We start from the raw sequence: 13,413 nt of genomic DNA, 5'->3' as shown, positions 1-13,413 counted from the left end.
CGCGCGGTGCGACGCGACGGCGGACGGTGCGGACTCCCGCAAGGAGGCGTGCGCCCGGGACGCGCACCGCGACGGACGGGAGGCCCGGTACCAGCTGGTACCGGGCCTCCCGTCCGTCAGGTGGTTGCGGAGCGCGACCGGCGTGATCAGGTGAGCAGCGCCACCAGGTGCGAGCGCGACCGCGCACCGACCTTGCGGTAGATCTGCGTGAGCCGCAGCTCCACCGTCCGCTGGGACATGAACAGCGACGAGGCGATCTCGCGGTTGCGGTACCCCTCGGTCACCTTCTGCACGACGGCGCGCTCCTCCGCGGTCAGCGACGTCAGCACCGCCGACGCGTCCGGCGCACTCCGCGGCGTGCCGGGGAACGGTGCGGAGTGCACCGGACCGGAGCGCAGCGAGGTGGGCGTGCCGAAGGACGGCATGGCGACCGTCGGGGCCGGCGTCGCGAGCGGACGCCGGAGCCCGGCCGCCTCGTACGCCGCCGCCGCGGCGGCACCGAGACGGGGACGCTCGGCGACCGTGCCGACGGCTGCCAGGGCCGCGAAGGTGCGAGCCCGCTCGTACTGCGAGTCGTGCGGCTGGAACAGCTCCAGCGCGCGCCGCCGTGCGCTCTCGCGGGTCGTGTCGTCCGCGACGAGCGCCAGGCTCCTGGCCAGCACGAGCGCGCCCCAGCGGGAGGGGCGGGCGTGGTGGTCGGCCGCGAGCCGGGCTGCCGTGCTGCGGGCGTCGTCGGTCCGTCCGAGGCGGACGTAGCCCTCGACCAGGTCGCCGAGGTGCCGGAGCACCGTCGGGTTCCGCAGCGAGCGGCCCACCGCGTCGGCGGCCTCGAGCGCCGTGACGGCCTCCTCGACGCGACCGTCGAGCAGCAGCACGCGTCCGCGCAGGGCGTGCAGCCGGGCCGTGGTGCCCCAGAGCAGCACCGTCGAACGGAGCGCCAGGCAGCGGTCCACGACCTCGAGGGCCTCGTGCGAGCGTCCCTCGGCGAAGTGCCGCCACGCCACCGCGACGGCCCGCGACGGCTCGCGCAGCCGCTGGGCGGACAGTGCCGATCCCGCCTCCCACGCGTCGATCGCCCGGAGGGCCTGGCGGAAGTTGCCGGACCGCAGCTCGTTCTCGGCCGACAGGTAGCGGGCGCCCTCGGTCCAGACGGCCTGCGTCTCCTGGCCGCGGGAGACCACCAGCGCGAACACCCGGCGGGCGCTGCGGTACCGCTCGGCGATGCTCAGCGCGTGCGCCACGAGCAGCAGGGCGGGGTCGGACATCGCGAGGAGCCGTGGCGACGAGAGCCCGTCGTACAGCTCGGTGTCCGGCGGCAGCACGCCGTCGACCGCGGCGACGAGGCACTGCACCGCGCCGGCGATCTCGGCCGTGTGCGGAGTGATGGCGGAGCCGAGCTGCTCCACACGGGAGAGGAGGTCACGGGCCTGCTCGAGGTCCCACGTCTCCGCGCGGAAGCTCGCCACCATCGCCAGGAGCCCGGCGACGGCGGGGGCTTCGGGTGCCTCCGCGGCCACGGGGACGAGGAGCTCGTCGGCGTGCACGGTCTCGCCGCGCAGGTACTGGACCGAGTACAGCACCCGGAGGCGGCGGACCTCGTCGGCGGGCCGACCGAACGGGCGCATGGCGGTCAGGTACCGCGCCGCCAGCCCGAGCGACCGCTGCGCGAAGAACGCCTCGGCCACGGTGAGCAGCGCGGTGCGCTCGTCCTCGCCGCCGGAGCCGACGTGCAGGGCGCGCTCGGCCAGTGCCACCGCGGCGTGCGGAGCGCCGTCGGCGACGTAGCCCGCGGCCGCCTCGAGGAGCGCGACCACGTCGGGGACGTCGTCCACGAAGCTGCGGTGCCAGGCGGCGGCACGCGGGTCGCCGTCGGCGCTCGCCTCGGCGAGCTCGGTGTGCAGCGACCGACGGGTCCGGGCGGACATGCGCCAGTACAGCGCCGAGCGCAGCAGCGGGGAGCGGACCGCGACGCTCTGGCCGCGCACCACGACGAGCCCTGCGTCCGCGAGCTCGTCGACGGCGTCGCGGTCCCAGCCGGAGGAGCGCGCCACCGGCACGAGGGCGAGGCGGGCGAGGACGTCCAGATCACGTCCTGCGTCGGTCCCGTCGACACCGTCGGTCGGCGTCGTGCCGGCACCGTCGAGCGTCAGCGCGGCGAGTGCCTCCGTGGTCGCGGTCGGACGCAGCGGCAGGACGAGCGGTTCGGCGCCCGTCAGCTGGGCGTGGGACAGCGCGTCGAACTGCTCGCGGAGCGCACCGGGGTTGCCGCCCGTCGCGTCGGCGAGGATCGCGAGGACGCCGTCGTTCGCACCCTCCGGTGCCATCGACCGGGCGAGCGCGAGGGACTCGTCGGCCGCGAGCGGTTCGAGCCGGAGCACCGGCAGCGCCGCGAGCGGGCCGTTCGACGGCACCGTGCGGACGGTGGCGACGAGGCGGAGCGCGGTGCCGGCGAGCCGGCTGGCGAGGAACGCGATGAGCTCCTGGCTCTCGGTGTCCATGCGGTCGAGGTCGTCGATCAGGACGACCGTCGGCGGCAGGGTGAGGGTCTGCACGGCCTCGAGGAAGTCGTGCGCCGCCGCGAGTCCGCTCGTCGCGCCACCGGCCTGCAGCAGGTGCGCGATGTGCGCGGTGGCACGCGGGTCGTCGAGCGCGGTGAACAGGGAGGTCACGCCGGCCAGGGGCCAGCGGGACTCGCTCCCGTTGACACCGACCCGCACGACGGGGAGGGAGACGCGGTCCGAGACCGCGTCGAGGACGCTGCTGCGCCCGGAACCAGGGTCGCCGACGACGACCATCGCTGACTCACGAGGGAGTGCAGCGAGGGTCGCGATCCGGTCGACCTCGAGACGGCGACCGGTGAGTCCCATGACTCACCGGCCTCCGGGTCCGGGGACGGATGCGGCGGAGGGTGTCCGGTCGAGCGCACGGCGGGTGACCGTGGCGACGGACGGGATCCGCTCGGCGGCACGGCGGGTGACCGTGGCGACGGACGGACGCGAGCTGGCGACGGAGCGCACACCAGGACTGTCGGTGAGATAGCGCGGACGACGAGTGAGGGTGCACTCGGTTCCGCCTGGGAACGATGAAGTCATCGTCTGGACCACCCCTCGGGTTAGGGTTTTTCGGACGAAATGCACGACCGACCGGACGCTGCCCGGGTCTAGGGAACCCGGGCGACCGCTGGTCTGTCGCACTCACGACGATAACCGGTCCATCGGTCGGTACCGATGGGTCGTCAGTCGTGTGTCCACCCCCGCTGTCCCCAGTCCGGGGGGTCCGCGCCCCCGTCCGGGGGGCGTGGCGGTCCGACCCCCGTCCGGGGTAGGGGACAACCGGGGTACACCCCTGGCCGAGGGGGCCGCCGGCGGTGACCTAGCGGCGGACGACCTCGACCACGGCGTCGTGCACCAGGCCGTTCGTGGCGAGTGCGCTGCCGTGCCAGGGGCCGGGGTCGCCGTCGAGCGAGGTGAAGCGTCCGCCGGCCTCCTCGACGATCGGCACCAGGGCGGCGATGTCCCACGGCTTGAGGTCCGGTTCGCCGGCGACGTCGAGGACGCCCTCCGCCACGAGCATGTACGACCACATGTCCCCGTAGGCGCGGGTGCGCCACACCCTGCGGGACAGGGCGACGAGGGCGTCGAGGCGGTCGTCCTCGTCCCACTGCTGGATGCTGTTGTAGCTGAGGCTCGCGTCGGCGAGCTCGGCGACGCCCGAGACGTGCAGGGGGCCGTCCGTGGAGTGCGCCCCGAGGCCCTCGGCCGCCCACCAGCGCTTGCCGAGCGCCGGTGCGCTCACGACGCCGAGCACCGGTCGGCCGTCCACGGCCAGCGCGATGAGCGTCGCCCAGACCGGCACGCCGCGCAGGTAGTTGGCCGTCCCGTCGATCGGGTCGACCACCCACTGCCGGTGCCCCTCGCTCAGGGCGTCCGCGCCCGTGTCCGCCGTCGTCTCCTCGCCGAGGAAGGCGTCGTCGGGCCGTTCGGCCCCGAGCCGCTCGCGCAGTGCCCGCTCGACCGCCTGGTCGGCGTCGGTCACGTGCGTGCTGTCGGCCTTCCTCGACACGTGCAGGTCGGCCGCACGGAAACGCTCGAGGCTGATCGCGTCGGCGGTGTCGGCGAGGGAGCGGGCGAAGTCGAGGTCGGCGCTGAGGTCCACGGACGCCAGGGTAGCGCCCTAGGCAGCCACGACCTCCTCCTCCTCGAGCCGGGTGACGGCCCGTTGCCGGGCGAGCCGGGTGCGCCGAGCGGCGAGACCGTGCACGAGGATCCCGACCAGCACGGCGACGGCCAGCCAGAGCACGAGGACGAGCGCGGCCCGACCGAGCGACGCGTCCGGGAAGTACACGATGTCCTGCGCTGCCTCGAGCCACGCCGCACCGCTCCAGAACGTGTTGAGCGCGGCGAAGAACCCGGGCTGGAACGACGGCTGGAAGATGCCACCCGAGCTCGTGAAGTTGAGCATGACGAACAGCATCGTGAGGATCGGCGTGGTCCAGCGTCCGAGCAGCGGGTGCAGGCCGACGCCGAGGGCGATGATCACCGCGTCGTAGAGCCAGGCGAACAGGAACACCTCCCACCGGTGCGCCGGGACCACGCCGTACAGCGGGCCCGCGACGAGGACGCCGATGCCTGCGACGACCGCGGCCGTGGCAGCACCGACGACGACCGTCCAGGGTGCCCGGAGCTTCGCAGCCGACGCGGCGACCGCGATCGCCGAGGCGTAGCCGCCGACGCTCAGGCCGACGAGCAGGAAGAACAGGCCCTGGCCGGTCGGGTCCTCGCTGCCGGTCGGGACGACGTCCTCGACGGTGAACGGCAGGTGCTGGTCGAAGGCGATCGGCAGGAACACCTCCTGCGCGGCGGTGGCGGTCGTCTCGCTCGCGGCCGTCGAGACGTACAGGGTGGCCCCGGACGTGCCGGGCGCGTACACCGCGGCGAGGTCCCGGTCGCGCACCCGGCGCTCGGCCTCGGACGACGACGCCACCACGTGTGCGACGAGCCGACCGTCGGACTCGTCCGTCACCGTCTGGGCGAACACCTGTGCGGTCGGGCCCGTGCCGACGATCCCGACGGGGAGCTCGTGCGGGGTCGGGGCGTGGAAGGCGCCGAGGTACGCCAGGGCCATGCCGACCGCCAGGAACAGGGGCACGAGGACGTGCGAGCCGAACGACCGGAGCGTCCGGCCGAGGTGCTCGGGCAGCAGTTCCGCCGTCACCGCCGCCGCGCGGGCGGCGCGCGGTGGCTGGACCGCCGCGTGCTCCCCGTGGTGGGCCTGTTCGGGTCGGACTGTGTTGTGTTCTGCAACTTCGGGCACGAGTGGCAACGGTACACCCGCGCCGTCCGGGGTCGCGGCCTAGTCGGTGCCGGGGTCGTCCCCACCCATGCCCGTGAGCAGGGCGCGGAACGAGTCGAGCCGCTCGACCCCGGTGGGACCGAGCTCGCCGTCCTGCACCCGGTCGACGATCTCCCAGTCGTGGGCCTGCGAGAGCGGGATGCCGTCAACGGGCTCCCGCACCGGGACCGCGTGCGCGGCGAACGCCCGGAACACGTTCTCGGGCTGCACGTGTCCGAGGCCGAACGAGCGGACCCCCGGGGTGTCGATGATCCACCCGCCGTCGCGCACCCGCAGCGCGATCGACGACGACGAGGTGTGGCGCCCGCGGCCGGTCACGGCGTTCACGACACCGGTCGCCCGCGTCGACCCGGTCAGGGCGTTCACGAGCGTCGACTTGCCGACACCCGAGTGCCCGACGGTCACGGTGACCTGGCCGTCGAGGACCTCGTGCAGTGCCTCGTGGGGCACGTCGTCGGACCTGCTCGTGACGATCCGCAGGTCGAGGCAGGCGAAGTGCGCCAGGAACGGCGCCGGGTCGGCGAGGTCGGTCTTCGTGACGCAGAGCACGGGGTCGAGTCCGGCGTCGAAGGCGGCGACGAGGTAGCGGTCGATGAGTCGTGGGCGCGGCTCGGGGTCGGCGGCTGCGACGACGATCAGCATCTGGTCGGCGTTCGCGACGATGACCCGCTCGACCTCGTCGGTGTCGTCCGCACTCCGTCGCAGCAGGGTCGACCGCTCGGCGACCTTCACGATCCGCGCGAGCGACCCGGGATCACCCGAGACGTCACCGACGAGCGACACGTGGTCACCGGTGACGACGGACTTCTTCCCGAGCTCCCGGGCCTTCGTCGCCGTGATGACGCGCCCCTCGCCGGCGCCGTCCGGGTCCGCGGCCGTGCCCGGGGACGCGCTGACGAGCACACCGAAGCGCCCGCGGTCGACGTTCGTCACCCAGCCCGTCGGGGCGTCGTCGTAGGTCGGCCGCACCTTCGTGCGCGGCCGGTTGCCCTTCGGGTTCGGACGGATCCGCACCTTCGACTCGTACTGCCCGTACGGCTCGTCCTCGTCGGTGTCGTCCCCGTCGACGTCATCCCACCAGCTCACGGCGTCAGGCCCCCTTCGTGCCGGTCGCCACGAGGTCCGCCCAGAGCCCGGGGAACTGCGGCAGCGTCTTCGCGGTGCATCCGATGTCGTCGACGGCGACGCCGTCGACGACGAGGCCGACCAGGGCGCCCGCGGTCGCCATCCGGTGGTCGTCGTACGCGGCCCAGCCACCGCCGTGCAGCGGAGCCGGCGTGATCCGCAGGCCGTCGTCGAGTTCCTGCACCGAGCCTCCCGACCGGTTCACGTCCGCCGCGAGCGCCGCGAGGCGGTCCGTCTCGTGGCCACGCAGGTGGCCGATCCCGGTGATCTCGCTCGGCTCGTCGGCCAGGGCCGCCAGCGCGACGAGCGCCGGGGCGAGTTCGCCGCCGCGGGACAGGTCGAGCGTCACACCCGGCAGAGAGGCTCCACCCACCACCCCGACGCCGCCGTCGAAGACGAGGTCCTCGCCGTCGCGCGTGACGGTCGCGCCCCACAGGGGGAGGAGCGTCTCGAGGTCGGCGCCGACCTGCGTCGTCGCGGTCGGCCAGGTGCGGATGCGGACGGTGCCGCCGGCGACGAGCGCGGCCGCCGCGAACGGTGCGGCGTTCGACAGGTCGGGCTCGATCGTGACGTCGCGGGCGGCGATCGGCCCGGGGTGCACGACCCACTCGCCGACGGCCGGCTGGTCGACCCGGACGCCGCGGGCGCGGAGGGCCGCGACCGTCATGTCGATGTGGGGCAGGCTCGGCAGCCGGTCGCCGACGTGGACGAGGTGCAGGCCCTCGTCGAACCGCGGCGCTGAGAGGAGCAGGCCGGAGACGAACTGCGACGACGCCGACGCGTCGATCGACAGGGCGCCGCCCCGCACCGCCCCGGTGCCCGTGAACGAGAACGGCATTGCGCCGTCACCGTCGTCGGTCACGTCGACGCCGAGGTCGACGAGCGCCTGGATGACCGCGCCCATCGGGCGCTTCCGCGCGTAGGGGTCGCCGTCGATCGTGACCGGGCCGGTGGCCAGTGCGGCGAGCGGCGGAAGGAAGCGCATCACGGTGCCGGCGAGGCCGCAGTCGACGGCGCCGCCGCCGTGCATCGGGGCCGGCGTGACCCGGAGGTCCGGGCCGTACGGGTTCGGCGCCGCGCCGGGTGCCGGGTCGACCTCGTCGATGCCCACGCCGAGCTGCCGGAGCGCCGCGACCATGAGCGCGGAGTCGCGGGAGTGCAGGGGGAGCCGGATGGTCGAGGGGCCGTCGGCGAGGGCGGCGAGCACGAGCTCCCGGTTCGTCAACGACTTCGAGCCGGGCAGGGCGACGTCGCCGCGCAGGGGCCCGCGGGCGAGGGGTGCGATCCAGGGATCGGGGCGGTGGGAATGCGTCGACTCGGCCATCGGTTCACCAGGGTACTGAACACTGCGGGAGGACCATTGGCGACAGCGACACTCGAACGGTCGCGCACGGCATCGTCGGCCGTGCGGTCCGCGGAGGCACGGACGGCGCTGCCGACCGTGCGGACGACGATCGGGCTCGGCCTAGACTCGTCCGTGATGACGACCGACGAACCGCAGGCAGCACCGCACGACCTGGTCGAGGAGACCGAGGCCCAGCTCGACGCGGTCTCCGAGGAAGCGGACGCCCTCGAGCCCGAGGCGGAGCCGGCTGACGAGAAGACGGTGTCCGAGGGTGAGCTGCGGTCGCTGTTCGAGGAGCAGGCGCTCCCGTTCATGGACCAGCTCTACGGCGCCGCGATGCGCATGACCCGCAACCCGGCGGACGCGTCCGACCTGGTGCAGGAGACCTTCGTCAAGGCGTACGCGGCGTTCCGGCAGTTCCGGCAGGGCACGAACCTCAAGGCCTGGCTGTACCGGATCCTCACGAACACGTTCATCAACACCTACCGCAAGAACCAGCGGAACCCCTACCAGGGGACGATCGACGAGCTCGAGGACTGGCAGCTGGGCGGCGCCGAGAGCGTCACGCAGTCGGTGTCCGCCCGTTCCGCCGAGGCCGACGCCATCGACCACCTGCCGTCCTCCGCCGTGAAGGACGCCCTCCAGTCGATCCCGGAGGACTTCCGGATGGCGGTCTACTTCGCCGACGTCGAGGGCTTCTCCTACCAGGAGATCGCCGACATCATGAAGACCCCCGTGGGGACGGTCATGAGCCGCCTCCACCGTGGCCGCCGGCTCCTCCGCGGGCTCCTGGCGGACCACGCACGCGAGACCGGCATCGTCCCGGACGCAGCGTCGACGGCGACGATGCGGGGACGTGGCCGGAAGACACCTGCGACCGCTGGTCGCACCGACGGGAAGGACGCACGATGAGCGGCTGCGACTGCTCGAAGGCGAAGGCCGAGCTCGAGGAGTTCCTCCACGACGAGCTCTGCCGCGAGGACGCCGCGGACATCCGCGAGCACATGGAGACCTGCGAGGACTGCACGAGCGAGCACCGCGTCGGTGTCGTGCTCATGGAGACGGTGAAGCGCGCCTGCGCCGAGACCGCCCCGGAGCAGCTCCGCTCCGAGGTCCTGGCGCGCATCCGCGTGGAGCAGGCGACCCACTAGTCGGCGGCGCGGGCGACCCACCGGTCGGCCGCGCGGGCGACCCACTCGTCGGCGGCGCGGGCGACCCACCGGTCGGCAGCGCAGGCGATCCGTGACGGGGCCGACGGCGTGTCGTCACACGGGGCACCGGCTCGGTAGGGTCGCCCCATGACCCTCACCGCCGAGTCGATCACCACCTGGTCCGACACGGACGTCGCCGACGTCACCGCCCTCGTCCGCCTGCTCGGACACGTCGTGGACGAGTCCGCCATGCGTGCACGGCTGGAACGGCTCGTGCCCGAGGCCGGGCACCGGACCTGGTTGGTCCGGGGCGAGGAGGGCCGTGCCGTGGCGGTCGCGGGCGCGCAGGTGACGTGGTCCTACGCGAGCGACGAGCCGACCGCGCAGCTCCTGCTGCTCGTCGTCGACCCGTCGGCCAGGAGGAGCGGCACCGGCTCCGCGCTCATCGACGTCTTCGAGCAGTGGGCCGTCGAGCAGGGTGCGCACCGCCTCAGCGCGGTGTCCGCTGCTGCGACCGACAGCGCCCACCGCTTCTACCAGAAGCGCGGGTACCACGAGGCCGGCGTCCGCTACACGAAGCTCAAGTAGCGCGCCGCACCCCGGAACGCACGATGCGCCCCGTCTCGACGGGGCGCATCGTGCGTGCGGGGGTGCGATCGGTCAGCCGAGCGCCTTGCGGATGACGTCGGCCGCCTCCTGTGCGGACCGCTTCGACGATCCGGTCGCCGGAGCGGCACTCGCCGGGCGCGCGGCGACCGACAGCGGGCGTCCGTCGAGGTGCGGCGACAGGTTCATGCAGACGAACGGCCAGGCGCCCTGGTTCTCCGGTTCCTCCTGGGCCCAGACGACCTCGGCCTGCGGGTAGCCCGCGAGCACCTGGAGCAGCCGGTCGAGGGGGAGCGGCGCGAGCTGCTCGAGCCGGACGAGCGCGACGTCGGTCGCACCGGACTTGTCGAGCTCGGCGCGCAGGTCGTGGTGCACCTTGCCGGAGTGGAGCACGACGCGACGCACGGCGCCCTTGTCGGTGACGCGGTCGTCGTCGAGCACCTCGTGGAAGGTCCCGCTCGTGAACGCCTCGACCGGGCTCGTCGCCTGGCGCAGACGGAGCATCGCCTTCGGGGTGAACACGACGAGCGGCTTCTGCGGACGTGCCCATGCCTGGCGACGGAGCAGGTGGAACCAGGACGCCGGCGTCGAGGGACGCGCGACGATCATGTTGTCCTCGGCGCAGAGCTGCAGGTAGCGCTCGATGCGCGCCGAGGAGTGGTCCGGTCCCTGGCCCTCGTAGCCGTGGGGGAGCAGGAGCACCAGTCCGGAACGCTGCCCCCACTTCTGCTCGGCGGACGAGATGAACTCGTCGATGACGGTCTGCGCACCGTTCGCGAAGTCGCCGAACTGCGCCTCCCAGAGCACGAGCGACTCGGGACGTTCGACCGAGTACCCGTACTCGAACGCCATCGCCGCGTACTCGCTGAGGAGCGAGTCGTAGATCATGAAGCGCGCCTGGTCCTCGGACAGGTTCGCGAGCGGCAGCCACTCCTGGCCGTTCACCCGGTCGTGGAAGACCGCCTGGCGCTGCACGAAGGTACCGCGACGGGCGTCCTGGCCGGCGAGCCGGACGGGCTTGCCCTCGACCAGCACCGAGCCGATCGCCATGAGTTCCGCCATCGCCCAGTCGATGCCCCCGGAGCGGGTCATCTCGGTGCGCTTCGTGAGCAGCTGCTGCAGCTTCGGGTGGATCGAGAAGCCGGCGGGCGGGTTGCTGTGCGCGTCGCCGATCGCCCGGACCAGGTCCTCCGAGATCGCCGTCTCGTGCACCTCGACCTCGGAGTCGTCCCGCTGCGCCGTGGGACGCTCGAGCCCGTCCACGGCACCGTCGTCGTCGCCGGTGACGACCGGCATCGTGCCGGTCTGTGCCTCGTGGGTCTCCGCGAACGCACGCTCCAGGCGGTCCTGGAAGTCGCGGTGCGCCTCGTCGTACTCCTCCTGCGTGATGTCACCGCGGCCGACCAGGGCCTCGGTGTACAGGGTGCGGACGGAGCGCTTCGCCTCGATGAGGTTGTACATGAGCGGCTGCGTCATCGACGGGTCGTCGCCCTCGTTGTGGCCGCGACGGCGGTAGCAGACGAGGTCGATCACGACGTCGCGGTGGAACTCCTCGCGGTACGCGAAGGCGAGCTCGGCCACGCGGGCCACGGCCTCGGGGTCGTCACCGTTGACGTGGAAGATCGGCGCCTGGATGGTCTTGGCGACGTCGGTCGAGTACACCGAGCTGCGCGCGGACTCGGGCAGCGTGGTGAAGCCGACCTGGTTGTTGATGACGAGGTGCACGGTCCCGCCGGTGCGGTAGCCGCGGAGCTGCGACATCTGCAGCGTCTCCACCACGACGCCCTGGCCGGCCATCGCCGCGTCGCCGTGGACGAGCACCGGCAGCACGCCGAAGGTGCCGGGCGGGGTGCGGTCCTGCTTGGCGCGCACGATGCCCTCGAGCACGCCGTCGACGGCCTCGAGGTGCGACGGGTTCGCCGCGATCGTCACCGGGATGCTCGACCCGTCCGACGCGCGGAACACGCCCTCGGTGCCGACGTGGTACTTCACGTCACCCGAGCCCTGACCGGAGACCGAGCCCGGCAGGGACGACCCCTCGAACTCGCGGAAGATCTGACCGTAGGTCTTGCCGGCGATGTTCGTCAGCACGTTGAGGCGACCCCGGTGGGCCATGCCGATCGCGACCTCGTCGAGGCCCGCGACGGACGCCTGCTGGATCAGCGTGTCGAGGAAGGCGATGGTGGACTCGCCGCCCTCGAGCGAGAAGCGCTTCTGGCCGACGTACTTCGTCTGCAGGAAGGTCTCGAACGCCTCGGCCTCGTTGAGCTTGCCGAGGACGCGGAGCTGCTCGTCCTTCGACGGCTTCGAGTACGGCACCTCGATGCGCTCCTGCACCCAGCGCCGCTGCTCCGGGTCCTGGATGTGCATGTACTCGATGCCGACCGTCCGGCAGTAGGCGTCGCGGAGGATGCCGAGCACGTCGCGCAGCGGAGCGTTCGTGGTGCCGGCCAGGCCGCCGGTGACGAACTCGCGGTCGAGGTCCCAGAACGTCAGCCCGTGGTTCTCGATCTCGAGGTCGGGGTGCGTGCGCTGGCGGTACTCGAGCGGGTCGATGTCCGCCATCAGGTGGCCGCGGACGCGGAAGCTGTTGATGAGCTCCTGCACGCGCGACGTCTTGTTGACCCGGTGGGCGAGGTCGACGTTGATGTCGTTCGCCCACTGGATCGGCTTGTAGGGGATGCGCAGCGCCGAGAAGATGCCCTCGTAGAAGCCGTGCTCGCCGATCAGGCGCTCGTGCACCTTCTTCAGGTACTCGCCCGAGCCCGCGCCCTGGATGACGCGGTGGTCGTACGTACTCGTCAGCGTGATGGTCTTGCCGACGCCGAGCTCGACGAGCGTCTTCGTCGCCGAGCCCTGGAACTGGGCCGGGTACTCGAGCGCACCGGCGCCGATGATCGACCCCTGGCCCTTCGTCAGGCGCGGCACCGAGTGCACGGTGCCGATGCCGCCCGGGTTGGTCAGCGAGATCGTCGTGCCCTGGAAGTCGGCCGGCGTGAGCTTGTTCTCGCGAGCGCGCTTGACCAGGTCCTCGTAGGCGGAGAGGAACTGGCCGAACGTCAAGGTCTCGGCGCGCTTGATGCTCGGGACGAGGAGCGAGCGGGTGCCGTCCTTCTTCGGGACGTCGATCGCGATGCCGAGGCCGACGTGGGCGGGCTCGACGACGAACGGCTTGCCGTCGCGCTCCTCGTAGGAGACGTTCTGGCTCGGGAAGTCCTTCAGCGCCTGCACCATCGCCCACCCGATCAGGTGCGTGAACGAGATCTTGCCGCCGCGGGCACGGCGCAGGTGGTTGTTGATGACGATGCGGTTGTCGATCATCAGCTTCGCCGGGATCGTCCGGACGCTCGTCGCGGTCGGCACCGTGAGCGATGCGTCCATGTTCGACGCGAGGGTCTTCGCCATGCCCCGGAGCGGGGTCGCCACGTCCTCGTGGGTCTCCTCGTGGTCGTCGGTCTGGTCGTTGGCCTCGGCCGGGATCGGCTGCGGGGTCGGCTGGCGCGACGTCGTCTTCGCCTGGATGGGCGCGCCGGGCTTCGCCTCGGCAGGAGCGTCACCGGTGGCCGGCTGCTGCGTGCTCGACTGCCCCTGCGGAGCCGGAGCCGGAGCCGGGGCCGCCGTCTGGTCCGCAGCGGCGCTCTCGCTGCCGGCGCCCTGCGTGCGGTGGTAGCTCTCGAGGACGGGCCACCACGACTTGTCGACGGAGTCCTTGTCGGCGACGAACTGCTCGTACAGCTCGTCGACGAGCCACTCGTTCGCCCCGAATTCCCCAGCGGTCTCGTCCGTACCCGTCAGATGGCTCGACACAGCCGATCGCCCACTCTCCGTCGATAG

9 protein-coding genes are annotated in these 13,413 nt (G+C 72.6%); 3 read left to right on the top strand and 6 right to left on the bottom strand.

Annotation, left to right across the window (positions count from 1 at the left end; genetic code table 11):
- Positions 1-146: 146 nt before the first annotated feature.
- The 5 genes from QUG93_RS02080 to aroA form a co-directional block, all read right to left on the bottom strand.
- On the bottom strand, positions 147-2,867 hold the full coding sequence (locus QUG93_RS02080) for a helix-turn-helix transcriptional regulator (protein ID WP_289471948.1): 2,721 nt from the start codon (positions 2,865-2,867) through the stop codon (positions 147-149).
- Positions 2,868-3,372: 505 nt separating this feature from the next.
- On the bottom strand, positions 3,373-4,155 hold the full coding sequence (locus tag QUG93_RS02075) for an inositol monophosphatase family protein (protein ID WP_289471947.1): 783 nt from the start codon (positions 4,153-4,155) through the stop codon (positions 3,373-3,375).
- A gap of 18 nt (positions 4,156-4,173) precedes the next feature.
- Positions 4,174-5,313: an ABC-2 transporter permease gene (locus QUG93_RS02070; protein WP_289471946.1), complete on the bottom strand. Its 1,140-nt coding sequence runs from the start codon at positions 5,311-5,313 to the stop codon at positions 4,174-4,176.
- A gap of 39 nt (positions 5,314-5,352) precedes the next feature.
- A complete protein-coding gene (gene rsgA, locus QUG93_RS02065) occupies positions 5,353-6,438 on the bottom strand; it encodes a ribosome small subunit-dependent GTPase A (protein ID WP_289471945.1) in 1,086 nt (361 codons plus the stop codon).
- 4 nt (positions 6,439-6,442) lie between these two features.
- Positions 6,443-7,801 (bottom strand): 3-phosphoshikimate 1-carboxyvinyltransferase, encoded by a 1,359-nt coding sequence (gene aroA, locus QUG93_RS02060; RefSeq protein ID WP_289471944.1) that lies wholly within the window; start codon positions 7,799-7,801, stop codon positions 6,443-6,445.
- Positions 7,802-7,957: 156 nt separating this feature from the next.
- Between aroA and QUG93_RS02055 the strand changes: the two genes are divergently transcribed.
- The 3 genes from QUG93_RS02055 to QUG93_RS02045 all read left to right on the top strand — a co-directional run bounded on the left by QUG93_RS02055 (position 7,958) and on the right by QUG93_RS02045 (position 9,561).
- A complete protein-coding gene (locus tag QUG93_RS02055; RefSeq protein WP_289471943.1) occupies positions 7,958-8,734 on the top strand; it encodes a sigma-70 family RNA polymerase sigma factor in 777 nt (258 codons plus the stop codon).
- Positions 8,731-8,973 carry a zf-HC2 domain-containing protein gene (locus tag QUG93_RS02050; protein ID WP_289471942.1) on the top strand — a complete coding sequence of 81 codons (243 nt, stop codon included), beginning with the start codon at positions 8,731-8,733 and terminating at the stop codon, positions 8,971-8,973. The genes QUG93_RS02055 and QUG93_RS02050 overlap by 4 nt, the downstream gene beginning before the upstream one ends.
- 147 nt (positions 8,974-9,120) lie before the next feature.
- Positions 9,121-9,561: a GNAT family N-acetyltransferase gene (locus QUG93_RS02045; protein ID WP_289471941.1), complete on the top strand. Its 441-nt coding sequence runs from the start codon at positions 9,121-9,123 to the stop codon at positions 9,559-9,561.
- 72 nt (positions 9,562-9,633) lie between these two features.
- Here QUG93_RS02045 and QUG93_RS02040 read toward each other — a convergent pair whose 3' ends face one another.
- Positions 9,634-13,386 carry a multifunctional oxoglutarate decarboxylase/oxoglutarate dehydrogenase thiamine pyrophosphate-binding subunit/dihydrolipoyllysine-residue succinyltransferase subunit gene (locus QUG93_RS02040; protein WP_289471940.1) on the bottom strand — a complete coding sequence of 1,251 codons (3,753 nt, stop codon included), beginning with the start codon at positions 13,384-13,386 and terminating at the stop codon, positions 9,634-9,636.
- Between the last annotated feature and the right edge of the window lie 27 nt (positions 13,387-13,413).

Source organism: Curtobacterium caseinilyticum (assembly GCF_030363035.1).
GTDB classification, from domain to species: Bacteria; Actinomycetota; Actinomycetes; order Actinomycetales; family Microbacteriaceae; genus Curtobacterium; species Curtobacterium caseinilyticum.
This window is presented reverse-complemented; position numbering and strand designations above follow the sequence as displayed.